The sequence below is a fragment of the Roseomonas fluvialis genome (genome assembly GCF_022846615.1).
Lineage (GTDB): Bacteria > Pseudomonadota > Alphaproteobacteria > Acetobacterales > Acetobacteraceae > Neoroseomonas > Neoroseomonas fluvialis.
In genome coordinates this window covers 4,381,873-4,407,120 of record NZ_AP025637.1, presented here as the reverse complement: position 1 = coordinate 4,407,120, position 25,248 = coordinate 4,381,873, and the positions used below count along the sequence as shown (strand labels likewise).

Below are 25,248 nucleotides of genomic sequence, written 5' to 3'. Positions count from 1 at the left end.
GGTCGCCCTGATCCCGTGTGTTCCGTTCATGGCCTGTCTCGCGATCGAAGGTCACGTCGCTGCCTCGGGGCTCCAGGGCGGCGATGTCCGCCGTTCCGGGGCTGCGGGATGATCCAACCACCCCGCAGCGCCAGTTGTCAGGAACGGCCCCGCCGTCAGGGTCGTCCGACGGGCGCCAGCACGGCACGCTCGTCGGCGGCCTCGATGTCGGAACCGCGAAGCCCGGACGCACTGCGCGCCGATCGTGGCCGCAGCTTGTGCGACTGCCTGATGGCCTCTGCCGCGCGCTCGCCGATGATCGCGCAGGGGGCCTGCGTGTTCCCGGTCGTCACCCGCGGCATGATCGAAGCGTCCGCCACCCGCAGCGCGTCCACGCCATAGACCCTGAGGGCGCCGTCCACGACCGACATCGCGTCGCGCCCCATCTTGGCGGTGCAACTCTGGTGCCAGTAGGTCACGGCAGCGTCGCGGATGTAGTCGTCGAGCGCGTCACCCGTCAGCGCACCCGGCATCGCCTCGCTGCGCACGTAGGGGCGGAAGGCGGGCGCATTGCCCAGCGCACGGCAAATCTCGATGCAGGCGCGTGCCGTCGTCATGTCCGTGGGATCCGACAGGAAGTTCGTGTCCACGGTAACCGCCGCGGAAGGATCCGCACCCTCCAGACGCAACCGCCCTCGACTGACGGGCTGCGCCAGCCCGGCGAACATCGTCCAGCCATGCGCCGGCACACCGCGTGCGGCCGTACGGTCGCTCGGCACCGGGAACTCGACCTGGCAGAACAGGAGGTCCGGCGCATCGAGGTCGGGCCGGCTCTTCCAGTACAGCGTCGCTTCGCTGCCGCTATTCCGCGGCGGGATCGGCTCGGCATATTCCCAGGTGCAGCCGAAGGAAACGTGGTCCTGGAAGTTACGGCCAACGCCCGGCAGGTGCTGCCGCACAGGGATACCCACACGCGCGAGCTCCTCGCGATCGCCGATGCCCGAATGCATCAGCACCTTCGGCGTATGGATCGCGCCGAGCGACAGCACGACCTCGGCAGTCGCGCCCACCGTCGTGACCTGCCCATCGCGCAGGAACTCCACCCCGGTCGCACGACGGCCGTCGAAGACGACGCGACGCACCATCGCACCGGTCAGCACGGTCAGGTTGGGCCGGTCGAGCCACGGGTGGAGATAGGCGCGGTACAGCGAGTGCCGGCGGCCGTCGCGGACCAGCATGTCGCTGATCGCGGCGCCGCCTTCGCCCTCCATCATGCGCCCGTTCGGGTGGTCGAAAACCGGGATGCCGATGTCGCTCGCGGCATCCAGCATGGCGTGCGCGACAGGGCTCGGATCGGCCGCGGGCTGCACCCAGACCGGCCCTCCGGTGCCCCGGAACCGTGGGTCCGGCGCGCCCTGCCAGTTCTCGATGCGACGGTAGATGTCGAGGACGTTCTCGTAGCCCCAGGCCGGGTCGCCTGCCTCCGCGGCAAAGTAGTCCCAGTCGCTCCGGTGGCCGCGCGCCCAGACCATCACGTTGATGCTCGAACCGCCCCCGAGGCCCTTGCCCATCGACAGCGATAGCGCGCGCCCCTTCAGGTGCGGGTTCGGCGCGGCCAGGAATCCCCAGTCCCGCTTGCTGCCGAGATTGGTGGGCCACAAGGCGGGGTTGAGCACGGAGTCCGCCTCGTCGCTGCCGCCGGCCTCGAGCAGCAGCACATGGACCTCCGGGCTTTCTGCCAGGCGTCGCGCGATGACAGAGCCGGACGCGCCAGCACCGCAGACAATGAAGTCGTAGCTGCGCCGCAGGCCGGCCGTCCGCTGCGCCTGGTTGTCGCGCGCGCGCGTGGCAAAGTCCCGATCTTCGGTCGTGACAGTGTCGTTCATGTTTGCATTCCTCGATCTGCGTATCCGAATGCCGCGCGCGCGCGGCCCGACGTGGCGCACGCGGCCATCGATCCACCTGCGCCCGCGCCGGGGCGTTCTCGTGCATCGCGCCGAAGCTGCGCCGCCCGGTGCCGGCCAGGCACCGGCACCGGTGCCCCTTTTGCCGTTGCGTCCCGCGGTCAGCGCGCGGCGCGCTGGGCGGTCCTGGCCGCGTCGTCGATCACGTCGGCCACTACGCCGGGCTGGGTCATGAACACCGCGTGGCTCGCGCCGACGTCGGTCACCTTCGCGCCGATGCGGCTGGCCATGTGGCGCAGCATGCGCAGGTCGAAGGCCTTGTCGTCGGTGGCGATGACTGCCCAGCTCGGCCTCGTTCGCCAGGCGGCCTGGGTCAGCCTGGTGCCGAAGGCCGCCATGGCGATCGGGACCTGGGAATCGTGCATGAAGGCCGCATCGGCATCGCTTGCATCGGCCGCAAAGGCCGCCTTGAAATTCTCCGGCTTGAGGAAGCCGAAGCCGTCCTCCTGCACGTCGATGACGAAGATCGGCGGCGTGGTGAAACCGTCATACTGCTGGCCCGTGGTCTCGCCGGCATCTGGCGAGAGGGCGGAGACGTAGACCAGGCCCGCGACCTTCGGATGCGTGCCGGCTTCGGTGATGACGGTGCCGCCCCAGCTGTGTCCGACCAGGATGGCCGGGCCATCCTGCCGGTTGAGCACGCGACGGGTCGCCGCCACGTCATCGGCCAGCGACGTGAGCGGGTTCTGCACGATGCTGACGCGACAGCCGCGTGCAGTCAGGGTGTCGTAGACGCCCCGCCAGCCGGAGCCATCGGCGAAGGCGCCGTGCACAAGGACGACATTGCGCACGGGCTGCGCGCCGGTGGCCTGGTTGGCCGGCTGCGCCCGGGCCGCGCCGGCGATGGTCGTCGCGGCAGCCGCGGCGACGATGTCGCGACGGGTAGCGGGCATCATGGAAGCTCCTTTCGATCGAACGGGATCCGGGCGTGCGGCGCCGTGGCGCTCAGGCCCGCACGAAGGACAGCAGGTCTGGGTTCACGACATCCGGGTGCGTCGTGCACATGCCGTGCGAGAAGCCGTCGTAGACCTTGAGGGTCCCACGCTTCAGCAGCGGCGCCGCGAGCAGCGCGGAGTTGGCGATCGGCACGATCTGATCGTCGCCACCGTGCATCACCAGCGCGGGCACCTCGATGGCCTTCAGGTCCGCGGTGAAGTCGGTTTCCGAGAAGGCCTTGATGCCATCGTAGTGGGCCTTGGCGCCGCCCATCATGCCCTGGCGCCACCAATTCTGGATCGCGCCTGGCGAGACCTGCGCCCCAGCCCGGTTGAAGCCGTAGAAGGGCCCGCTGGCGACATCGAGGTAGAACTGCGCCCGATTGGCCGCGAGTTGCTGGCGGAAGCCGTCGAATACCTCGATCGGCAGGCCACCCGGGTAGTCCTCGGTCTTCACCATGATTGGCGGCACGGCACCGATGATGACAAGCTTCGCCACGCGGCCATTGCCCTGGCCATGGCGTGCGACATAGCGCGTCGCCTCGCCGCCGCCGGTGGAGTGGCCGATATGGACCGCGTTCCTCAGGTCCAGATGCGCGGTCACTGCGGCGACATCGGCGGCATAGTGGTCCATGTCGTGGCCGTCGCCGACCTGGCTCGAGCGCCCGTGGCCGCGGCGGTCATGCGCGATGACGCGGTAGCCCTCGCGCAGGAAGAACAGCATCTGGGCGTCCCAATCGTCGCCGCTGAGCGGCCAGCCATGGTGGAAGACGATCGGCTGGGCGTCCTTCGGGCCCCAATCCTTGAAGAAGATCTGCGTACCGTCCTGCGTGGTGATCATGCCCATGGTCCCGGCTCCTGCGTGATGTGTTGCGGAATGAAGTCCGGCAGCGGCCTGCGCCGCCCCTCGGCGCGGCAGGCCTGCCGCGATGGCGGCTGACGCAAGGGCAAGCCAGGAGACGAGGCTTCGTCGATCAGGATGGATATCCACGGCCGCATCTCCGACATTGCCCGTGCGCCACCCGGCGACGGCGGAGGGACACTCCCATTTCGGGCGCGCGAATTCCTTGTCGCGCCGCCAAAAACTTCCAAGATCTTCGAAGGCGCGCGGGCCTGCGCGCGTCAGGGCGCGTCGGTGCCGGCGAGCATGATCACGAGGTCCAGGTTGCCGCGCACCATCCTGCAATACGGACAGGCCGCACGCGCTGCGCGCAGCAAGCGCTCTGCTGTTTCGCGCGGAAGCGTCGCGAGATGGCAGTGCAGTTCGACCGCGATGGCGAAGCAGCCTTCATCCCCATGGCCGAAGGCGACGATCGCAGTCACGCGCAACGGGTCGACCGCGCAGCCGATCTGCCGTGCCTCGAGATCGAGGGCGCTGCCGAAGCTGGCGCCGAAGGCCGCGGCGAGGAGTTGCTCGGGATTGGTGCCGGCACCACGGCCGCCGAGCTCCGCAGGATGGTCCAACGTCAGCCGGGGCATGCCACCCGGCGCAGCGGCCTGGCCATCCCGGCCCCCAGTCACCTCAACCGTGGCCGCATACAGAACGTCCAATCCGCACCTCGCCATTGCCGCCGCTTCGGGGCGTGTCGGCCGGCCCCGCCGCATGTAGTCTCCGCCCAGCGAATGATGCCCGCCGCCGCTCGGCCTGACGGAGCGAAGAAGTCCAAATTTTTCCAAATGAGGAGTCGCGATGGCAGTTGCTGCAAAGGCCTTCGCCTTCAATTCCTATCGCCTTGTCCCGGAACGCCGCAGCCTGGTTGGCAACGGCAGGGAGGTGCCGATCCGTGGGCGCGCCTTTGACCTCCTTCTCGCCTTGGTGGAGGGCCGCGACCGTATCCTCTCCAAGGACGAGCTCATGGCCCGGGTCTGGCCTGGCCGCGTGGTCGAGGAAGGCAACCTCACCGTCCATGTCGCCGGCCTGCGCAAGCTGCTCGGCAGCGGCATCATCGCGACGGTATCGGGGCGGGGCTACCGGTTCGTGGCGCCCGTCACGGAAATACTGGCCGAGGATGCCCGGCAGACGCCGCCTGCCGCCGCCGTCCTCGCACCTGCCGAGGCGGTGTCGCAGGAACCGGGTGACACCGCGCCATGGCCGGGCGGCCTGCCGCGTCCCCTGACCCGCCTCATTGGCCGCAACGCTGACGTCGATCGCGTGGAGTCGCGGCTGCGCGAAGCGCGGCTCGTCACGGTCGTCGGGGCTGGCGGCGTGGGCAAGACGCGGCTGGCCCTTGCCGTCGCCGACCGCAACCGCAGCTGCTTCCCGAACGGCGCCTGGCTCGCCGATCTCAGCCCTGTGGAAGACCCTCGTCTCGTTCTGCCCACGATCGCTTCTGCTCTTGGCGTCGACGTCGGCGGAGGGGATGCGCTGCGCGTGGTCAGCGCCTGGCTTGCCGATCGGCGTGGCCTGCTTGTGCTCGATGGGTGCGAGCACCTGCTGCGCCCGGCGGCCGATGCCGCCGAAGCCATCCTGCGCAACTGCCCCGGCATCGTGATCCTCGCGACCAGCCGCGAACCCCTCCGCGCCGAGGGGGAACGTCTGCACCGCCTGCTGCCGCTGGTTGCGGCGGCACCCGAGACGGCTGTCACGGCCGTGCAACTCGCTGATTTCCCGGCCAGCGAACTGTTCGTCGAGCGCACCCGCGCCGCGCTCGGCGAATTCGTCCCCGGCGATGCCGACGCCGGCGAGATCATGAGCATCTGCCGACGGCTGGACGGCATCCCGCTCGCGATCGAACTCGCCGCCCCGGCGCTGCAGGCCATGACGCTGGCGGAGCTTCGCGAGCGACTGGAACGCCATTTCGGGCTGCTCACCGCCGGGCGACGGACGGCGCTGGCGCGACAACAGACCCTCAGGGCGGCGATCGGCTGGAGCATCGACCTGCTGGAGCCCGCGGAACGCGCGCTGCTGCTGCGGCTGTCGGTGTTCGGCGGCAGTTGGACATCGGAATCCGCCGCCTTCGTGATGGGCGGGGCGTCGACGGAGGACGAGGTCTGCCGTCTGATCGCCGCGCTGGTCGACAAGTCGCTGGTGCAGGCGGATCTGACAGGCGTGCAGGCGCGCTATCGCCTGCTGGTCCCGACGCGCTTCTACGCCGCTGAGCGCCTGTCGACGACCGATCTGGCCGAGGCGCGCAGGAACCTGGTTCGGTGGCTGGCGCGGGCCTACGAGCGGGCCGAGGTCGATTGGCCCTTCATGGCCGATGACGACTGGTTCGCGCTCTACGCGCCGGAGATCGAGAACCTGCGCGCCGGTCTCGCCTGGGCCTTCGGGACGGATGGCGACATTCGCCTCGGCGTGGAACTCGCAAGCCTCACCGAGCATGTCTGGGGAGAGCTCTCCCTCACCGGCGAGTTGCATGAGTGGTTCAACCTCGCGATCTCCAGGATCGACGAAGCGACCCCGCCAGATGTCGCCGGCCGGCTGTGGCTGGGTCGCTGCGGCTGGGTCGCGCCTCGGGGGGCGACGGCGCTCGATGCCGCGCGCCGGGCCGTTGCGCTGTTTCGCGCGGCGGGCGCGCGGATCGACCTGGGGCGGGCGCTGTGGCGCCTGGCGTGGCAGCACATCCTTGCCGGTGACATCGGCGACGCTGAGCCCCTGCTCGATGAATCGGAAGACCTGCTTCGCCGTGGCAGGGTGAACAAGGCGCTCGTCTCCTGCCTGAGGGCCCGCGCGGTGGCCCGCATGCGCGCGGACCAGCCTGCCGCCGCCCATGCCAACCTGCAGGAAGCGCTCGCCCTCGCGCGGGACTTGCGCAGCCAGCGCGATGTCGCGCTCACCCTGGGCAGCATGGCCGAACTCCATTGCGCCGAAGGCCGGATCGCAGAGGCCACAAGGGTTGCCCAGGACGCGCTGGACTCCCTTGGGCCGGCGCAGGCGCGCTCTGCCTGGGTGCAACATGTGTCCGGCGCCATCGCATCCTACCGCCTGGTCGAGGGCGACATCGCCGGTGCGCGCCCGATCATCGCGGAGCGGCTGACGGCAGCCCGGCTCATGCGACTGCCGCACGAGGTCCTCGCCAATGTCGAGAGACTGGCGCTGATCGCGGCGCTCGAGGGAAATCCCGAAGCTGCGGCGCTGCTGCTGGGATATGTTCAGTCCTGCCTGGCGCAGAGTTCGGTGCTGCGAAGCTTCGGCTCGCAGGCCGTGCACGAGCGGCTGACGGCGGTCCTGCGAGAGAGCCACCGCTCCCAAGTCGAGCTGGATCGGCAGATCGCGCGTGGCGCCCGGCTCGACGAAGACGAGATCGTGGCGCAAGCCCTGCTGATCACGTTGCGGGCATAGATGCTTGGCCGCTGGCTTCGAAGGCGCGGCCGCCCCTCTCGCATGGCGCGACGTCCGATGTGCGACCGCAGCGCCCCTGCGTTCACTGGCCGCCATCTGGTGGTCGTGCCGTGGCGATGCCCTGAACCGTCAGGGCGACTGGCCGACCGGCAGGGAGCGCGCAACGGACACGCCCGGCAGCGTGGCCGCCGCCACCAGACTGCTCGCCAGCACGATCATCGCCGCCGGCGTCGCCCACAGCCACCAGCCGAGGCCGAGCAGGGTGAAGCCGGAGGCGATCATCTGCCCCCAGCTGGTCACCGCCGGATCACCGAGCCCCACGAAGGCAAGCGCGGCCTCGGTCAGGATCGCCCCGCCGAAGACGATGCCCGCCGTGGCGCCGAGCGGCGCGGCGAGATGCGGCAGCAGGTGCCGCCGCGCCACGTGCAATGGTGTCGCCCCCAGTGCGAAGGCCGCGCGCAGATGCGTGCGTCCAAGCACCGCCATCGTCTCGATCCGCACCAGCCGCGCCACCAGCGGCCAGCGCGTCAGCCCGATGACCAGCGCGAGCGCGACCATCGACCCGCCGAACAGCGCGGCCACCAGGACCGCGACCAGCAGTGTCGGCAGGCTCGCCACGATCTCCGCGCCGCGCATCAGCACTTCATCCAGCACGCCGCGCGCAAGCCCTGCGGCCAGGCCCACCATCACGCCGAGCGCGAGTGCGAGCCCGGTCGCCAGCCCCGCGACCAGAAGCGACGTTCTGCCGCCCTGCAACGCCGCCGCCAACTGGTCGCGCCCCAGGTCATCCGTGCCGAAAGGATGCGCGAAGGACGGCGGTAGCAACGGCGGTTGTCGCGGCAGGTCCGGTAGGGCGCCCACCGGCGCGAACACCAGGCAGGCAAGATAGAGCGTGACCAGCGCCAGCGCGGCCAGTAGCCGGCTCATCCTTCCCGGAGCCGCGGGTCGAGCAGCGGCGCGATCGCATCCGCCAGCAGGTTCGCCAGCCACACGAGCGCACAGGCGGCAACGACGCAGCAGATCACCACCGGATGGTCGCGTGCGACCGCCGCCGATACCGCGAGCCGCCCGAGCCCCGGCAGTGCAAAGGCGGTCTCGATCACCAGCGCGCCGCCGACCAGCCCGCCGATGCGCGCGGCCGTCAGCGTCGCGACCGGCAGCGTGGCATTGGGCAAGGCATGGTGCCAGCGCGCGCCGCCACGGCTGCGGCCGCGCGCCATGGCGGCGGTCACATGCGGCAGGTGCATCTGTTCCTGGACGGAGGCGCGGACCAGCAGTGCCGTGAAGCACAGCTGGTGCAGCGCGAGTGCCGCGACCGGCAGCGCGAGATAGCGCAGCCGCTCGACACCGAGCGCCACGCCGCCCATGGCAGGGTCCCGCGCATCGGCAACGCCCTGCACCGGCAGCACCCCGAGGCCGAGCGCGAAGACGAGCACCAGCCCCTGCGCGACGATGTAGCTCGGCACGGCGTGGAAGGCGGCAAGCGCCGCGACTGGCCAGCGCGCCGCGGACGCGGAGGCCGCGACACCCACCAGCGTGCCGGCGATCGCCGCCACCAACGCCGCCGCCGCGGTCAGCGTCAGTGTCAGCGGCAGGCGCTCGAGGATCAGCGACGCGACAGGCGCCTGTTCGCGCCAGGAGGTGCCGAGGTCGCCGCGCAGTAGCCGGCCCATCCATCCGGCCCAGACCTCGATCGCCGGCCGGTCGAGGCCGAGCCGCGCGGACACTTCCTCGACCTGCCCTGCCGCGGCCTGCTCGCCCAGTAGCCCGACCGCAGGCCCGCCGGGCGCGTGCCAGGCCAGCACGAAGGCGAGGCTGGCCGCCACGAGCACCGCCAGCACGCCGAAGGCCAGCCGGCGCAGCAGGAATCCCGCCACGCGGCGCGCCTCAGCGCCGGCGCCAGGCGCGTTCCGCCACCTGGCCCGACCAGGGCGCGAAATCGGCGAAGTCGTCGCGCCAGGCGGCGGTGAAGTCGGTCTCGACCAGCCACCAATACGGCAGGTCGCGTGCCAGGACCGCCTGCGCCGCGCGGTAGGCCTCGCCGCGCGCGGCATCGTCCTGCAGGGACGCCGCGCGGTCGAACAGCGCGTCCACCTCCGCGTTGCGATAGCCGGCCGCATTCGAGAAGGGCACGTTCCCCACTGCCGCGGAATGCACCATGCGCCGCACGCCGATCTCGGGATCGGTGCCGTTGCAGTAGGAAATCAGCGTCAGGTCGAAGTCGCGCCGCGTGAAGACGGCCTGCGAGAGTGCGGCCGGGTCCATCATCCGCGGGCGCAGCGCGACGCCGAGCGGGGCAAGCTGCTGGCGCAGGATCTCCGACCATCGTGCGAAGGCAGGAAAATGCACGATGTCGAGGCTGACGCGCACACCATCCGCACCGCGCACGAGGCCCGCCGCATCCAGCCGCCGGTTCGCCTCCGCCACGTCCTGCCGCCAGCCTGACAGCCCGCCCGGCGCATGTGCCCATCCGATGCCCGAGGCGATCGGCGCTTCCGCCACGCGGCCTTGGCCGAAAACCACGCGCTCCAGCATCTGCGCACGATCGAGACCGAGCGCGAAGGCTTCGCGCAGTGCCAATGTGCCGGTTGCAGGGCGGTCGAGATTGAAGCCGAGCGTCATGATGCAGTTGGACCCGCCGGGGGCGGAACGCATCTCCGCGAAGGTTACGCCGCGGCCGCGCAGACGCGCCACATCGGGTGGGCTGACACGGGCGAGCATGTCCACCTCACCGGCCAGCAGCGCATTCACCTGTGTATTGGCGTCGGGGATGATGCGGAACACGACGCGGTCGAGCCGCGGCAGTTCGGCGCGGAAATAGTCAGGGTTGCGGGTCAGTACCACCTGGTCGTCGCGCCGCCAGCTGTCGAACCGGAACGGGCCGGTGCCGATGGGGCGCTGGTTGGCGGGATTGGTATTCGGATCCGTACCAGCGAAGAGATGCGCGGGCAGGATCGGCGCCTCCGTCACGTCGAGCTGGCGCAGCAGCGCGGGATGCGGGCGGTGCAGTCGGAACACCACGGTGCGCGAATCGGGTGTCTCGATCGCCGCGACCGCCGGGGCGAGGCCGGCACGAGCGCGCGCATGGAAGCGCAGCAGCAGCTGTTCGAAGCTGACCTTCACGTCCTCCGACGTGAACGGGCGGCCATCGTGCCACCGCACACCGTCGCGCAGTCGGAACGTGGCGGTCAGGCCATCCGGCGCGACCTGCCAGGATTCCGCGAGGTCGGGCACGGGCCCGCCCACTTCGTCCAGCGCCACCAGCCCGTTGAACAGCGAACCGGCCACGGCGTGCAACGGCCCGGCGGTGGAGATGGCGGGGTTGAGGTGGCCCGGGTCGCCCGCGACCGCGATCACGGCGGTGCCGCCGCGCTGCTGGCCTAGGGCAGGCGTGGCGCACAGCAGCGCAAGCAGCAGGGCGAGCGTGCGGCGCGGGATCATGGCGGGCTCCGAAAGGGTGCCCCAGCCTAGCCGGTGGTATGACAAAGTCCAACAAAGCGCATACGCGGTGCTGCCGCGGCGGCCTGCCTGTGGCCAGAGCAGATCCCGGTCGGATGAGAACCGCGGTTCGGACGAAGACGCGCGCGAAAGCAAATTGAAGCGAGCCATGGCAAACGAACACGGCGCCCGTGTCGCTCCGGACGGCGAACATCACGCACCTGATGACGATCACCCTTGGGGACGAGGCCGCCGGCGGGCTCGACGCCGTCATGCAGGTGTGCGGCTGCGCGAACCGATCGGGGGCGATCCGCGACCTGCTGCGCGATGCCGGCGCAGACAAGTGCCCGGTGCGCCCCGTCTGGCCGTGATGCCCCGCATCCATGCCCATCGCCCGCGCGACCTTGGGCGGTGGCTGATTCAGGCGGAGCAGGAACACTGCGCGCCGGGCGCCGCCACGCTGCACACGCATCGCGACCACGACACCAGCCCGAAGGTGGATGCTGCGGCGAGGCGCCACGCACCCGCGCGTGCCGCTTCCGCGCCGGCCCCGCGCGAGAAGAACCCGGTGCACCACGCGGCCGCATGTTGCGCGGCCAACACCTGCAATGACGAGCCCAGCGCATTCCGGCCTTGACGCAGAACAATCCGCGCGGTCGAGTAATGGCAATGAACCAATGCGGCTGGCCGCAACCGGCAGGCGGACTCTTCCTCCTGCAGGGTGCCGGTCAAGGCGCGAAATATCTCGGTTCACTTAACAATAGCGCGCAACAACAGCGGGCATTCAGGGAGAAGACGGATGGATTGGAGCAGGAGAGCGGTTCTGGGCGCCGCCGGCGCAGCCGCGGTGGCGACCAACGCTTCGGCGCAGGCGCAACCGCCGATCAAGATCGGCATCCTCGTCGCACTCGAAGGCGCCTTCGCCGCCGGCGGCGCGGACGGTGTCCGCAATGTCGAACTCGCACTACGGCAGGCGGGGAACACGGCCGGCGGACGGCGCGTCGAGACCATCGTCGCACCGTCCGACACTCGCCCTGACACGGCGGTGCGCCAGGCGCGCAAGCTGATCGAGCAGGACCAGGTCGACTTCATCATCGGACCCCTGTCGGGCTCCGAAGGCATCGCCATGCGCGACTATGCCAAGACCATTCCGAACAAGACTGTCATCAACGGCATTTCCGGTGCGTTGGAGACCACCTGGGTCGATCCCGCGCCGAATTTCTTCCGCTTCAACCTGGATGGCGCGCAGTGGGGTGCGGGGCTCGGCACCTTCGCCCTGCGGAACCGGAACTACCGGCGCATCGCCTCCGTCGCGGCCGACTATTCCTTCGGCTACACGAACTTTCTCGGCTTCGCGGTGGATTACTGCCGCGCCGGCGGCAACATCGTGCAGCGCTTCTGGGTGCCGCTGGGCGCCACCGATTTCGGCGGCGTGATCGCCCAGCTGCCCGACAATGTCGACGCCATCTACCTCGGCCTTGGCGGTACGGATTCGATCAACTTCCTCAACCAGTGGCAGCAGGCCGGCGCGGGCACCAAGATCATCGGCGGGTCGATCATGGCCGACCAGACGGTGCTGACGTCGCGCGGGCGGGCGCGGAACGCGCTGATCGGCGCGCTGACCTCCGGCCCGATCGCCGACGACAATCCCGATCCGGCCTGGCGCAACTATGTCCGCGCCTACCAGGAAGGGTTCCCGGCAGCGCAGCGCCTGGCCAGCCCCTCGCTGTTCGGCGTCGGCTACCACATCGCCACCCTGGCCGCGATCGCCGGGCTGAACGCGGTGAATGGCGACCTCAGCGACGGCCAGACCAAGTTCCGCGCGGCGCTCTCGGCGCTGAAGCTGGCCTCCCCACTGGGCGAGATCACGCTCAACGAGAACCGCCAGGCCACCGGCACGGTCTTCGTGAACGAGGTCGCGGAAGGCCCCGGCGGCACGCTGGTCAACAAGATGGTCGGCAAGACCGACGGCGTGACCCAGACCCTGGGCATGTCGGCGGCGCAGTTCCGTGCCATGGGCCTGCCGTCGCGCACCACGCCGAGCGACTGCGCGGCACTCGCCCGCGGCTGACCAGAAGCGGCACCGCACGCATGGCGGCGACGCAACCGGAGGCGACGGTGCCATGGCGCCGGCGCTTCCGGGCAGCCGCCCTTCGCGTCGACCTGCGCCCTCCGATCGAGCACACATGACCGAGTTCGCGCGCCGCAACCCTTTCTGGTCGCTCGTCATCGCGGTGCTGGCCGCCGTGTTCCTCTGGCTGATCCTGGCCCCCTGGAGCCCAGGGCTCGAGGAAGCGCTCGGCCGCAAGCGTGTGTTCCTCAACGCCATCTTCGGCGGGCTGACGCTTGGCGCGCTGTATTTCCTGGTCGCGTCGGGCTTCACGCTGATCTTCGGGCTGATGCGCAACGTGAATCTCGCGCACGGCTCGCTGTACCTGCTCGGCGGGTATCTCGGCTACACGATCTCGACCGCCACCGACCAGTGGCTGCTGACCTTTCCCGCGGTGTTCATCCTGGTCGCACTGCTCGGCCTGCTGATGCAGCACCAGGTGTTCCGCCGCATGCAGGGCGAGGAACTGCGCCAGACCATGGTGACGATCGGCCTTTCGGTGGTGCTTGCCGATGTCATGCTGTGGATCTGGGGCGGGCAGTCCTACACGATCCAGTCGCCCGACTGGCTGTCGGGCCCGGCCACCCTGCCGATCGTCGCCGGGGTGGGGCGCAACGGGGAGGCGATCTACATGCGCTTCCCGCAGGTGCGAATCGCCATCCTGGTCGCCGCGATCGTCATTGGTGTCGGCATGTGGATCGTGCTGAACCGGACGCGGCTCGGCATGCTGATCCGTGCGGGCGTCGACGACCGCGAGATGCTCACCGCCTCGGGCGTGCGAATCAACTACGTATTCTTGGCGGTCTTCGGCTTCGGGGCGGGCCTGGCGGGAATCGCCGGCATGGTCGGCGGCACCTTTCAGTCGCTGTCGCCGGGCGAGGATACGCGGTTTCTCCTTGCAAGCCTTGTCGTGGTGATCGTCGGCGGCATGGGATCGATCCCGGGTGCGGCGATCGGCGCCCTGATCATCGGTCTGGTCGAACAGATCGGCCTGGTCTACGCGCCGACCTATTCGGTCGTGTTCACCTTCCTGATCATGGCGGTGGTGCTCGCCTTCCGGCCGCAGGGCCTGCTCGGGGCCGGGCGATGACCGACGCGCCCCGCAGACCGGCCATGCAGCCCGGCGCCGAATTCGGCGTGTTCTCCCGCGTGCCCGGCGGCGTCTGGGCCGCCGGCTTCGTGCTGCTGTTCATGCCGCTCGTCGCCGGCAATTTCTGGCTGTTCCAGGTCTTCGGCTGGTCCTTCTGTCTCGGCATCATCGCGCTCTCGCTGATGTTTCTGGCCGGCTATGGCGGCATGGTCAGCCTGATCCAGATGACCGTGGCGGTGCTCGCCGGCTACGTCGTGGCGATCCTGGGGTCCTCGGGCGTCGAGCAGATCAGCCTCGGCCTGGCCTGGTGGCTCTACCTGCCGCTCGCCATCCTCATCGCCACCGCCTTCGCGACCCTGGTCGGCGCCCTGGCGGTGCGGACCGAGGGCATCTACACGATCATGATCACCCTCGCGATCGCCAGCGCCTTCTTCTATTTCACCCGGCAGAACTACGGCATCTTCAACGGCTACAGCGGCTTCAACCTGGTGGTCCCACCGCGGCTGTTCGGGATCGATTGGCGCCAGCCGACAGCTTTCTATTACCTCTCGCTGGCCGGTGCGGTGCTCTGCTACGCGGCGGTGGTCTACGTGTCGCGGTCGCCCTTCGGCCTGGCGCTGCAGGGCGTGCGCGACAATCCGCGCCGCATGGCGTCGCTCGGCTTCAATGTCACGGCGCATCGCATCGCGGCCTATGCGTTTGCCGGGGTGATCGCATCGATCGGCGGCATCCTTCTGGTGTGGCAGACCGCACAGGTCGCCCCCTTCTCCGGGGGCATTTCGGCGGTCATCGATATCCTGATCATCGCCGTGGTCGGCGGCATCCGCCGGCCGATCGGCGCTTTCATCGGCGCCTTCATCTTCGTCCTGCTGTCGACTTTCAGCCCGGACATTCTCTCCGCCTTCGGGCTCTCGAACGAACGCTTCAAGCTGGTGATCGGCATCGGCTTCCTGGCGGTCGTGTTCTTCTCGCCGGATGGCGCGCTGGGCCTGTGGGAGCGCTGGCGCGCCCGTCGGCGCAGCGCGGTCGACCCCCTGACCGGCAAGGCGCTCGCGGAGGGGCGGCCATGAGCGCCGCCGCCGCCGACCGCCTGGGCGCGGTGACATCGGGCAGCGCCCTGGAACTCCGCGGCGTCACCAAGATGTTCGGCGCGCTTGCCGCGATTTCCGACGTGACGATGACCGTCGCACCCGGCGAACGGCGGGCCGTTCTCGGGTCGAACGGTGCGGGCAAGACCACTTTGTTCAACTGCGTCACCGGAGGTTTCCTGCCGACCTCGGGAACGATCCGGCTGTTCGGTGAGGATGTCACCGGCTTTCCCGCCCATGAGCGCATCCGCCGTGGCCTGCGGCGAACTTATCAGATCTCGCTGCTGTTCGGCGGGCTGAGCGTGGCGGACAATGTCTACCTCGCCTGCCGCGGCGTGAACCGCTACCGCTTTTCGCTGCTGCGTCCGCGCAGCGGCGACCCGCTCGTGGCGCGCGCCGAGGAACTGGTCGAGGCGGTGCATCTGACGGCGGCACGCAAACGCCTGGTGAGCGAACTCAGCTACGGCCAGCAGCGGCAGCTCGAGATCGCGCTCGCGCTCGCCGGCGCGCCGCGCCTCATCCTGCTCGACGAACCGGCGGCCGGCCTGTCGCCGACGGAACGCGCGGAGCTTATCGCGATCCTGGGCAACCTGCCCGCGCATATCGGCTTCATCATCATCGAGCATGACATGGACGTGGCGCTGCGCGTCGCGACCAAGGTGACGATGATGCACAACGGCCGCGTCTTCAAGGAAGGCACGCCGGCCGAAATCGAGGAGGATCCACAGGTCCAGGAGCTCTATCTCGGCGACGGGACGCATGCCCATGGCTGAGCGCGCCGGCCCCGCGGCCCTGGAGATCCGCGGCCTCAATGTATTCTACGGCGCGAGCCATGCGCTGCAGGGCGTCGACCTGCGGCTCGAGCGCGGGGCATTGTCGGTCGTCGGCCGCAACGGCATGGGCAAGACCACGCTGTGCAAGGCGATCATGGGGCTGGTGCCGATCGGATCGGGTTCGATCAGCTTCAAAGGCAAGCCGCTCGTCGGGCTCAACCCGGCCGAGATTGCCCGCCTGGGCGTAGGCTATGTGCCGCAGGGGCGCCGGCTGTGGCGCTCGCTCACCGTCGACGAGCATCTGAAGCTTGTCGCGCGGCCCGGTGGCGCCTGGTCGATCGAGCGCATCTACGCGACCTTCCCGCGCCTGGCCGAACGTCGCGGCAATAGCGGCGCGCAGCTGTCGGGCGGCGAGCAGCAGATGCTCGCCATCAGCCGCGCGCTGCTGATGAACCCGCAACTGCTGGTGATGGACGAACCGACGGAGGGTCTCGCGCCCGTCATCGTCGCCCAGGTCGAGGAGATGCTGGTCCGCCTGGCCGAGGACGGCGACATCGACGTCCTGGTGATCGAGCAGAACATCGGCGTTGCCTGCGCCATCGCCGACACCGTTGCCATCATGGTGAATGGCAGGATCAACCGCGCGGCGCCGGCGCGCGAGCTTGCCGCCGACCGCGACCTCCAGCAGCGGCTGCTCGGCGTGGGCCGCCACGCCCACGAGGAGACGCCCGCCGTGGCCACCGTCCCCGCCGGTGCCGAGGCAGCGCCGCCGATGCAGGGCGGTCCGACCCGCATCTACATGGCGAACCCCGTGCCGCCGACGCGCTGGTCGCAGCCGGTCGCGGTCGCCACGATCGAGCGCAACGCCAGGCTGCTGACCGTCCAGCCTGCCGCGGCCGAGGGCGCGCAGCTGGACATCCGGCCGTTGGCCGCACCCGGCGCGGAGGTCGTGCTGGTGGTCGGCACGCTCGACACCAAGGGCGACGAGTTGCGCTTCATGCGCGACATCCTGCGCGAGGCGGGCGTGCCCGTGCGGCTGGTCGACCTGTCGACCACCGGTCGGCACACCGGCGCCGATGTGCCGGCCCACCAGGTGGCCGCTTTCCATCCGCGCGGCGCGGCGGGGGTGCTGACCGGCGACCGCGGCACGGCGGTCGCGGGCATGACGGACGCCTTCGCGCGCTGGCTCGCCCGGCAGGGCGGGATCGCGGGCATCCTCTCGGCCGGTGGGTCGGGCGGCACCGCCATGGTCGCGCCAGCCATGCGCGCGCTTCCCATCGGCGTGCCGAAGCTCATTGTCTCGACGGTCGCGAGCGGCGAGGTGCGCCAATATGTCGGCACGGCCGACATTACCATGATGCACGCGGTCGCTGACGTGCAGGGGCTCAACACCATCACCGAGGAGGTGCTCGGCAACGCGGCCCACGCCATGGTCGGCATGGTCCAGGCGCGCCGATCCGGACGACGCGCGCGGTCCTTGCGGCCCGCGGTGGCGGTGTCGATGTTCGGCGTCACAACGAGCTGCGTGCAGCAGATCGCCGGCGCCCTCAAGGAGGACTGGGACTGCCTGGTCTTCCACGCCACCGGCACCGGCGGGCAGTCTATGGAGCGGCTGATCGACGACCGCCGGGTGGCCGGCGTGATCGACGTGACCACCACCGAGGTCGCCGACATGATGATGGGCGGCGTCTTCGGCTGCACCGAGGACCGCTTCGGCGCCGTGATCCGCACGCGCATGCCCTACATCGGCTCAGTCGGGGCGCTCGACATGGTGAATTTCGGCGCGCCCGGGACGGTGCCCGAGCGATACCACGGCCGCACCCTCTACCAGCACAATCCGCAGGTCACGCTGATGCGCACGACGGCGGAGGAATGCACCAGGATGGGGCGCTGGATCGCCGAGCGGCTGAACCTGATGGAAGGGCCGGTCCGCTTCTTGCTGCCGGAGGGGGGCGTCTCCGCGCTGGATGCGCCAGGCCAGGCCTTCCACGATCCGGTGGCGCGCAACGCGCTTTTCCGCGCCATCGAGACGACGCTCCGCCCAAGCGCGAACCGGCAGCTAATCCGACTGCCGCACAACATCAACGACCCGGCCTTTGCCGCGGCGGTCGTCGAGGCGTTCCGACGCCTGCACGGCGCGCAACGAGGCCCACGCAGGAAAGGCGCGGTGCCATGAGCGCCAGGCAGGAAACCCGATCGCAGATCATGGGGCGCTTCCGCGCCATGATCGCCCGGAACGAGCCCATCGTCGGCGGCGGCGCCGGCACGGGCCTGTCGGCCAAGTGTGAGGAAGCCGGCGGGATCGACCTGATCGTCATCTACAATTCCGGCCGATACCGCATGGCCGGTCGCGGCAGCCTCGCCGGCCTCATGCCCTATGGCGATGCCAACGCAATCGTCATGGAGATGGCGGGCGAGGTGCTGCCGGTCATCAAGCGTACGCCCGTGCTGGCCGGGGTCTGCGCCACCGACCCGTTCCGCCGGATGGAGGTCTTCCTCGATGACGTGAAGCGCATCGGCTTCGCCGGGGTACAGAATTTCCCCACGGTCGGGCTGATCGACGGCACGTTCCGGCAGAACCTCGAGGAGACCGGCATGTCCTACGCGCAGGAGGTCGAGATGATCGCCCTGGCGCGCGAGAAGGACCTGCTGACCACGCCCTATGTCTTCAGCGAGGCCGACGCCGCCGCCATGGCGGGCGCCGGCGCGGACATCATCGTCGTGCATCTCGGGCTGACCACCGGCGGCAGCATCGGCGCCGAGACGGCGCTGAAGCTCGCGGACTGCCCTGCGGTGGTGGATCGCCTCGCGGCCGCGGCGCTGGCAGTAAAGCCTGATGCCATCATCCTGGTGCATGGCGGACCGGTCGCGATGCCGGCGGATGCCGAATTCGTCCTCAAGACCGCCGCGATATGCCATGGCTTCTACGGCGCCTCCTCGATGGAGCGCCTGCCGACCGAGATCGCGTTGACCGAGCAGACCCGCGCCTTCAAGCGCATCACGGGCCGCTGAGCAGCAGGGGGCACGACTATGGACGGGCAATTCATCGGCGGACTGATCCTCTGGCTGATTGTCGCGGTCATCGTCATCGCGATCGTCTACTGGGTAATGCAGCGGCTCTATCGCCGCTCCACCAAGGAAGTCGCCTTCGTGCGCACCGGCCTGCTCGGCGAGAAGGTGGTGATCGACGGCGGCGCCTTCGTCTGGCCGATCGTGCACGACATCACGCCGGTCAACATGAACGTGCTGCCGCTGAAGATCAGCCGCACGAAGACCGAGGCGGTGATCACCAAGGACCGCATGCGCGTCGACCTCGAAGCCGAGTTCTACGTGCGGGTGCGGCCGGAGCACACGGCGGTCTCCATGGCCGCCTCGACGCTCGGGCGCCGGACCCTGGAGCCGGGCCTCCTGCACGAACTTCTGTCGGGCAAATTCGAAAGCGCGTTGCGGGCCATCGCCGCCGAGATGGACATGGCGGGCATGCATGAGAACCGCGCGTCCTACGTGACGCGGGTGCGCGAGACGGCGCAGGTCGACCTCGACAAGAACGGCCTCGAGATCGAGAGCGTCGCGATCCTCGACATCGACCAGACCAGCCTCGAATTCTTCAACCCGTCCAACCGCTTCGACGCCGAGGGCCTCACCGCCCTCATCCGGAACATCGAGAGCAAGCGCAAGGAGCGCAACGACATCGAGCAGGACTCGATGATCCAGATCCGCGCCCGCAACCTCGAAGCCGAGAAGATGGCGCTCGATATCGAACGGGACAGCGAGAGCGCACGCCTCGAGCAGGAGCGCGAGATCGAATTCCGCCGTGCCCAGCAGCGTGCGGAACTCGCACGCGAGCGCGCGACGCGCGACGCCGAGGCCGAGGAGGCGCAGATCGCCTCGCGCGAAACGATCGAGAAGGCACGGATCGCCAACGAACAAATCATCGCCGAGGCGCGCATCGCCTCCGAGCGCGAGGTGCGCGCGCGCGAGATCGCGCGCCAGAAAGCGATCGACGCCGACGAAATCGCCGCGCGCCAGGAGATCGAGACCGCGCGCATCCTGCAGGAACGCGCGGTGCGCGAAGCGCGCATCGCCAACGAGCAGGAGACCGAGACGCGCGAGATCGAGAAGCAGCGGTTGCTCCAGGAGGCGGAGATCGCGGCGCGCGAGGCGACCGAACGCGCCCGCATCGCCCAGGAAAGGGCGGTCGACGAGGCCCGCATCGCCAAGGAGCGCGAGACGCAGGCCCTCGAGATCGAACGCCAGCGCGCCACCGAACAGGCGGACATCGCCGCCCGCGAGGAGACCGAGAAGCGGCGCATGGCGCAGACCCTGCTGCTGAACCAGACCCGCATCTCCGGCGAGGAAGAGGTCCGCAAGCAGGAGATCGAACGGCAGAAGACGCTCGACGAACTCGAGATCGCCTCGCGCGAGACGGTGGAGCGCGCGCGCATCGCCCAGGCCGCGGAGGTCAACCAGGCCCGGATCGCCGAGGACCGGCGCATCCGCGAGCTCGAGATCGAACGCCAGAAGGCTGTGGAGGCCGCCGAGATCGCCGCCGGGGAGGCGACCGAGGCCGCCCGTATCGCGCGCGAGCGAAGCCTGGCCGCCGATCGGATCGCCGCCGAGGAGGCGACACGCTCGCGTGAGATCGTCCGCGAAAGGGCGGTCGAGAGTGCCGAGATCGCGCGGCGCGAAGGCATCGAGAAGGCCAGGATCGCGACCGAGCTGGTGCTCGAGCAGGAACGCATCGCCAGCCAGCGCGTGCGCGAGGTCACCGATATCGAGCGCAAGCGGCTCGTGGAATCCGCCGAGCAGGCACGCGTGGTGGCCCTTGCCGAGGAAAAGGCGAAGGCGACGATGGCCGATGCCAGCGTGCGCCAGGCCCAGATTGCCGCCGAGCGCGACGTCGAGACCGCCGCGGTCGAGCGCGAGCGCACGGTGGAGGCCGCGCGCCTCGAACGCCGCCGCGCACTCGAACAGCTGGAGATCGCGCGCGTGCAGAACCTGCGCGAGGCCGAGATCGTCAGCCGCGAGGACATTGAGCGTGCGCGGATCGCGTCCGAGCGCCAGCTCGACGAGATCCGCATCGACCACGAGACCGTACGCCGCCGCCTCGAGGTCGAGCGCGAGCGGACTGTGGAAGCCGCCCAGATGGATAAGGCGGTTGCCATCTACCGCAAGTCGCTGGAGGAATCTGCGGCGCGGGCCGAGGCCGACGCCGCGCGCGCCCTGGCCGCTGTCGCCGAGGAGAAGGTCCGCACCGTCCATGAGACCGAGGCCGCCAACCGTCGCAAGTCGGTCGATGTCGTGATGGCCGAGAAGGCCGCCGCCGAGGCGCGGCTTGCAGCTGAGGCACAGAAGGTGCGCGCCGCGGTGGAGGCCGAGGCGCAGAAGCTGCTCAACGAGGCCGAAAACGTCCTCACCGACGAGGCGCGGCATTCGCTGTTCCGCCGCAAGCTGCTCGAGCATGTCGAAGGCATCGTCGCCGCCAGCGTCAAGCCGCTGGAGAAGATCCAGGACATCCGCATCGTGCAGCTGGACGGTGTCACCGGTGGCGGGGGCGGCACCGGCGGCGGGTCGCCTACCGATGAGGTGATCAATTCGGCGCTGCGCTACCGCGTGCAGGCCCCGCTGATCGACAACCTGCTGAGCGATATCGGCATCGATGGCGGCAACCTCAGCAAGCAGGGCGGGCTGATCCGCGAGGCCTCCGACATGCAGCGCATTGGCGAAGCCGCGCGCAAGGCCCCCAAGAGCGGGGACAAGTGATGGCGCGGGTCTATGTCAGCTCCGTCATCGATGCGCCGGTCGCGCGGGTCTGGGAGAAGGTGCGCGACTTCAACGCGCTGCCGCGCTGGCTGCCGGCTGTGCGCGAAAGCCGGATCGAGAATGGCGAGCCGTCTGACCGGGTCGGCTGCGTACGAGACTTCAGGTTGCAGAACGGCGATCGCCTGCGCGAACAGCTGCTAGCACTGTCCGACTATGACTACTTCTGCACTTATTCGATCCTCGAGAGCCCGATGCCGCTGACCAACTATGTCGCGACGCTTCGCTTCACGCCGATCACCGATGGCGACCGTGCCTTCGCGGAATGGACCGCCGAGTTCGACTGCGCGCCCGATGCGGCGGACGACCTGGTGACAAACATCGGGCAGAACGTGTTCCTTGCAGGATTCCAGGCGCTTAAGCGCCAGATGGCGTCCTGACCATGCCGCAGGTGGTGAAAAGCACCGTGATTGACGCGCCCGTGGAAGCGGTCTGGGACGTGCTGCGCGATTTCAACGGGCACGATAAGTGGCACCCGCCCGTGGCGGAAAGCCAGATCGAGCGCGGCTGGAGCTCTGATCGCGTCGGCTGCGTGCGCCGTTTCCGGTTGCGCGACGGGTCGGAGCTGCGCGAACGCCTTCTGACGCTGTCGGATGCGGACCTGGCCTATAGCTACTGCCTGCTCGATACGCCGATTCCGCTGTTCAACTATGTCTCCCATGTCCGGCTCGCCCCCGTGACCGATGGCGACCGCACCTTCTGGCACTGGGAGAGCCGCTTCGACACGCCGGCGGGCCGCGAGGCCGAACTTGCCCACATGGTCGGCGAGGACATCTACCAGGGCGGCTTCGACGCCATCCGCGCCTACCTGGCGAAGGGAGCGGCGTGATGGCCGTCATGGTGGAGACCCATCCTACTCTCGGCGACGTGCAGCGCGCGCTCGGGTCGGACGGAACCTATCTCGGTGGCGGCACGCTCGTGATGCGTGAAGTGAACGCCGGCGCGCTGCAGGGTCGTATCCTGCGCACGACGGATCCCGCGCTGCGGCAGATCCGGTCCTCGTTCGACACCGCCGAGATCGGCGCCGGCGTGACCATGGCGATGATCCTGGCGGAACGAGACCTGGCGCACCTGCATCCGGTTGCGCGCGCCGTCGGCGGACCGCAGGTGCGCGTCATGGCGACCGTGGGCGGGAACCTCTTTGCCGCGCACCCCTATGGTGACTTCGCGGTCGCGCTGCTGGCGCTGGGCGCGCGTGTCGTCTCAGTCGGTGGTGCGCAGCGTCCGATTGATGACTTCCTGCGCGAACGCGATCGGGCCGGGCTTGTCGCGACGGTGCAGGTGCCAAGGCCGCGCGAACCGCGTGCCTTCGCCTTCCTCAAGGTCAGCCGGGTGAAGCCGAAGGGCGTATCGGTGCTGTCCATCGCCGCCCACCTGCCGCGCGACGCGGGCCGGCTGCGCGGGGTGCGCATCGCCTTCGGCGCCATGGGCACGACGCCGATCCGCGCGCCTGCCGCGGAACGCGTCCTCGAAGGTGCTACGCCCGATCTCGGCGTTCTCGCGCGCGCCGCGGCGGCCGCGGTCGAAGGGCTCGATCCACCGACCGACGCGCTTGCCTCGGCGTGGTACCGGCGCGAAGTGGCGGGCGTGCATCTGAGGCGCCTCCTGGAGCGGATGCTCTGACATGGCGATGAAGCCCGTCACCTTCACCTTGAACGCCGAAGCGAAGGCAGCCTTTACCGAGGACGGCCAGAACCTGCTCGATTTCCTACGCCGCGGCGTGGGCGACCTGTCGCCGAAATATGGCTGCGGCCAGGGCACCTGCGGCGCCTGTACCGTGCTGGTCGACGGCGAACCGCACCTCTCCTGCCTTGTTCTCGCCGAGGCAATCCAGGGTCGACGCGTCGAGACCACCGCGGGCCTCGGCCAGGCGCGCCCGAATCCGCTGCAGGAAGCCTTCATGGAGCGCTTCGCCGCGCAATGCGGCTATTGCACGCCCGGGATGCTGATGAGCGCGAAGGCGCTGCTCGACCGCAATCCACGACCGAGCCGCGAGGAGGTGATCGAGGCCATCGCCGGCAACCTCTGCCGCTGTACCGGCTACGAGCCGATCATCGCGGCCATTCTAGACGTGGCGGAAGGGAGGATCCGGGCATGAGCGCGTCCGACCAGCCGATGATCGACTTCCGCAAGCAGTTCTTTGCCGACGAGCGCAACGACGACCTGAACGAGATCGGCAAGCCGACGCGCCGGCAGGACATAACCGGCCACGTGACCGGGCGGTCGCCCTTCTACGACGACCATCTGTTCGAAGGGCTGCTGCATATGCGGTGTGCGCGCTCGCCGCATCATGCGGCGCGCATCCGGCGCATCGATGCAGCAACGGCCGAACGCATGCCGGGCGTGGTCCGCGTTCTGACGGGCAAGGACGTGCCGCGCAACCTCAACACGCTGCTCTCGCTGCTCGACTTTGGCATCGACGACGAGCCGCTGCTTTCGACCGACCGCGTGCGCTATCGCGGCGAGCCGGTGGCGGCGGTGATCGCCACCAGCGATGCGCGGGCCCGCGACGCGGTCGCAGCGATCCGGGTCGAATGGGAACCGCTGCCGCACGTCCTCGATGTCGAGGAAGCGGTGAAGCCCGGCGCACCGATCGTGCTCGACATCTACCCGAACAACAAATTCGCCTATCACGGCAAATACGACCACCAGAAGCTGCGCTTCGGCGATGTGGAGGCGGCCTTTCGACAGGCCGATCACATCGTCGACGGCCGCTACCAGATGTCGCCGATCGAACAGGCGCCGATTGAAACCTGCGGCGCCATCGCCGCTCCCGAACAGAACGGCCGCTTCGTCTGCCATACTTCGACCCAGACGCTGTTCTTCTCGCTCGCCACGGCATCGAAGACGCTCGAGACCCCGTCAAGCCGACTGCACTTCATCGGTGGCACCGTGGGCGGCGGCTTCGGCGGCAAGGTGGACAGCATCCACGAACCGCTCGCGGTGCTGGGTGCGATGCTGACCGGCCGCCCCGTGAAGTTCATGTGGGACCGCGAGGAGGAAATGCAGGTCGGCGCGCCGCGTGGCGCCGAACGCTGGTACGTGAAGGACGGCGTGATGCGCGACGGGCGGATCGTCGCGCGGAAATTCACCGGCTACTTCGACTCCGGCGCCTATACCCGGCTGTCCTCCTACGCGATCATCAAGGGCGTGGGGCATCTGCCCGGCCCCTACACCATCCCGAACGTGTCGGCTGACGTGTACTGCGTCTACACCAACCGCACGCCGGCCACCGCCATGCGCGGCTTTGGCATCACCGGCGTCGACTTCGCGATCGAGGCGCATATGGACAAGGTCGCGGAGACGGTCGGGATGAACCCGATCGACCTTCGCATCCTGAACGCCTATCGCGACGGCGACATGAAGGCGCATCGGCGCATTGCGAAGAACTGCGCACTGATCGAATGCTGCCAGGTGGTGGCGGAGAAGGCAGGCGTGAAACTCAGCCCGGCCATGCTGGCCGCGGCGTCCACGCGCGATGGCGGCGGCGAGCGCGCGCGCCTGCCGGCGCATACCGCGACCGACGAGAACGGCCGCGTGCAGGGTTTCCAGGCGAGCTCCTACGCCAAGAAGGGCGCACGCCCGGCAGCTCCGCCCGGTGCACCATCGCTGCCCTACGGCTCCGACCTCGACGCGTCTCGAACCGCGCCGGCACGGCGTAGCGATCCCGCGCCCGCACAGGCTCCACCGACCGCGCCGGCGGCGCCGTCAACCCCGCGCGCCGGCTCCATGCGCTTCTCCTCCCTCTCCGGCTTTCGGAGGCGCTGAC

General features: G+C 69.4%; 22 protein-coding genes. 14 read left to right on the top strand and 8 right to left on the bottom strand.

Features of this window, described 5'->3' with window-relative positions:
- Positions 1 to 155: 155 nt before the first annotated feature.
- The 4 genes from MWM08_RS21150 to MWM08_RS21135 form a co-directional block, all read right to left on the bottom strand.
- A complete protein-coding gene (locus MWM08_RS21150; protein ID WP_244408487.1) occupies positions 156 to 1,925 on the bottom strand; it encodes a GMC family oxidoreductase in 1,770 nt (589 codons plus the stop codon).
- A gap of 119 nt (positions 1,926 to 2,044) precedes the next feature.
- Complete coding sequence (locus MWM08_RS21145; protein WP_244408486.1) at positions 2,045 to 2,839, bottom strand: alpha/beta fold hydrolase; 795 nt, start codon at positions 2,837 to 2,839, stop codon at positions 2,045 to 2,047.
- A gap of 49 nt (positions 2,840 to 2,888) precedes the next feature.
- Positions 2,889 to 3,725, bottom strand: a complete 837-nt coding sequence (locus MWM08_RS21140; RefSeq protein ID WP_244408485.1) for an alpha/beta fold hydrolase — start codon at positions 3,723 to 3,725, stop codon at positions 2,889 to 2,891.
- Between the two features lie 275 nt (positions 3,726 to 4,000).
- Complete coding sequence (locus tag MWM08_RS21135; protein WP_244460002.1) at positions 4,001 to 4,444, bottom strand: Ohr family peroxiredoxin; 444 nt, start codon at positions 4,442 to 4,444, stop codon at positions 4,001 to 4,003.
- A gap of 124 nt (positions 4,445 to 4,568) precedes the next feature.
- Here MWM08_RS21135 and MWM08_RS21130 point away from each other — a divergent pair, with 124 nt between their 5' ends.
- Positions 4,569 to 7,160, top strand: coding sequence for an ATP-binding protein (locus MWM08_RS21130; protein ID WP_244408484.1), 2,592 nt, complete (start codon positions 4,569 to 4,571; stop codon positions 7,158 to 7,160).
- Between the two features lie 129 nt (positions 7,161 to 7,289).
- Here the strand turns inward: MWM08_RS21130 and MWM08_RS21125 are convergent, their stop codons facing one another.
- Genes MWM08_RS21125 through MWM08_RS21115 form a run of 3 tightly spaced genes read right to left on the bottom strand, consistent with a single transcriptional unit; the run spans position 7,290 to position 10,601 of the window.
- Positions 7,290 to 8,087, bottom strand: coding sequence for an ABC transporter permease (locus tag MWM08_RS21125; protein WP_244408483.1), 798 nt, complete (start codon positions 8,085 to 8,087; stop codon positions 7,290 to 7,292).
- Positions 8,084 to 9,037 (bottom strand): ABC transporter permease, encoded by a 954-nt coding sequence (locus MWM08_RS21120; protein ID WP_244408482.1) that lies wholly within the window; start codon positions 9,035 to 9,037, stop codon positions 8,084 to 8,086. Before MWM08_RS21120 ends, MWM08_RS21125 begins: the two co-directional genes overlap by 4 nt.
- A 10-nt stretch (positions 9,038 to 9,047) precedes the next feature.
- Positions 9,048 to 10,601, bottom strand: a complete 1,554-nt coding sequence (locus MWM08_RS21115; RefSeq protein ID WP_244408481.1) for an ABC transporter substrate-binding protein — start codon at positions 10,599 to 10,601, stop codon at positions 9,048 to 9,050.
- Between the two features lie 221 nt (positions 10,602 to 10,822).
- On the opposite strand from MWM08_RS21115, the gene MWM08_RS21110 reads away from it, so the two are divergent.
- Positions 10,823 to 10,969, top strand: coding sequence for a hypothetical protein (locus tag MWM08_RS21110; protein ID WP_244408480.1), 147 nt, complete (start codon positions 10,823 to 10,825; stop codon positions 10,967 to 10,969).
- Positions 10,970 to 11,018: 49 nt separating this feature from the next.
- Here MWM08_RS21110 and MWM08_RS21105 read toward each other — a convergent pair whose 3' ends face one another.
- Positions 11,019 to 11,330, bottom strand: a complete 312-nt coding sequence (locus tag MWM08_RS21105) for a hypothetical protein (RefSeq protein ID WP_244408479.1) — start codon at positions 11,328 to 11,330, stop codon at positions 11,019 to 11,021.
- Between MWM08_RS21105 and MWM08_RS21100 the strand changes: the two genes are divergently transcribed.
- From MWM08_RS21100 to MWM08_RS21045, 12 genes are all read left to right on the top strand, one after another.
- A complete protein-coding gene (locus tag MWM08_RS21100) occupies positions 11,320 to 12,669 on the top strand; it encodes an ABC transporter substrate-binding protein (RefSeq protein ID WP_244408478.1) in 1,350 nt (449 codons plus the stop codon). The genes MWM08_RS21105 and MWM08_RS21100 overlap by 11 nt on opposite strands.
- A gap of 115 nt (positions 12,670 to 12,784) precedes the next feature.
- Positions 12,785 to 13,798, top strand: a complete 1,014-nt coding sequence (locus MWM08_RS21095) for a branched-chain amino acid ABC transporter permease (protein WP_244408477.1) — start codon at positions 12,785 to 12,787, stop codon at positions 13,796 to 13,798.
- A 23-nt stretch (positions 13,799 to 13,821) separates the two neighbouring features.
- Positions 13,822 to 14,868: a branched-chain amino acid ABC transporter permease gene (locus MWM08_RS21090; RefSeq protein WP_244408476.1), complete on the top strand. Its 1,047-nt coding sequence runs from the start codon at positions 13,822 to 13,824 to the stop codon at positions 14,866 to 14,868.
- Positions 14,865 to 15,659 (top strand): ABC transporter ATP-binding protein, encoded by a 795-nt coding sequence (locus MWM08_RS21085; protein ID WP_244408475.1) that lies wholly within the window; start codon positions 14,865 to 14,867, stop codon positions 15,657 to 15,659. Before MWM08_RS21090 ends, MWM08_RS21085 begins: the two co-directional genes overlap by 4 nt.
- Positions 15,652 to 17,835, top strand: coding sequence for a Tm-1-like ATP-binding domain-containing protein (locus MWM08_RS21080; protein ID WP_244408474.1), 2,184 nt, complete (start codon positions 15,652 to 15,654; stop codon positions 17,833 to 17,835). Before MWM08_RS21085 ends, MWM08_RS21080 begins: the two co-directional genes overlap by 8 nt.
- Positions 17,832 to 18,671: a phosphoenolpyruvate hydrolase family protein gene (locus MWM08_RS21075; RefSeq protein WP_244408473.1), complete on the top strand. Its 840-nt coding sequence runs from the start codon at positions 17,832 to 17,834 to the stop codon at positions 18,669 to 18,671. Before MWM08_RS21080 ends, MWM08_RS21075 begins: the two co-directional genes overlap by 4 nt.
- An 18-nt stretch (positions 18,672 to 18,689) precedes the next feature.
- Positions 18,690 to 21,422 (top strand): flotillin family protein, encoded by a 2,733-nt coding sequence (locus tag MWM08_RS21070; protein ID WP_244408472.1) that lies wholly within the window; start codon positions 18,690 to 18,692, stop codon positions 21,420 to 21,422.
- Positions 21,422 to 21,859, top strand: a complete 438-nt coding sequence (locus MWM08_RS21065) for an SRPBCC family protein (RefSeq protein WP_244408471.1) — start codon at positions 21,422 to 21,424, stop codon at positions 21,857 to 21,859. The genes MWM08_RS21070 and MWM08_RS21065 overlap by 1 nt, the downstream gene beginning before the upstream one ends.
- Before the next feature lie 2 nt (positions 21,860 to 21,861).
- Positions 21,862 to 22,308 carry an SRPBCC family protein gene (locus tag MWM08_RS21060; RefSeq protein ID WP_244408470.1) on the top strand — a complete coding sequence of 149 codons (447 nt, stop codon included), beginning with the start codon at positions 21,862 to 21,864 and terminating at the stop codon, positions 22,306 to 22,308.
- Entirely contained in the window at positions 22,308 to 23,102 is a 795-nt protein-coding gene (locus MWM08_RS21055) for an FAD binding domain-containing protein (protein WP_244408469.1), read from the top strand. Before MWM08_RS21060 ends, MWM08_RS21055 begins: the two co-directional genes overlap by 1 nt.
- Before the next feature lies 1 nt (position 23,103).
- Entirely contained in the window at positions 23,104 to 23,577 is a 474-nt protein-coding gene (locus tag MWM08_RS21050; protein ID WP_244408468.1) for a (2Fe-2S)-binding protein, read from the top strand.
- Positions 23,574 to 25,247, top strand: coding sequence for a xanthine dehydrogenase family protein molybdopterin-binding subunit (locus MWM08_RS21045; protein WP_341482870.1), 1,674 nt, complete (start codon positions 23,574 to 23,576; stop codon positions 25,245 to 25,247). The genes MWM08_RS21050 and MWM08_RS21045 overlap by 4 nt, the downstream gene beginning before the upstream one ends.
- Position 25,248: the final 1 nt, after the last annotated feature.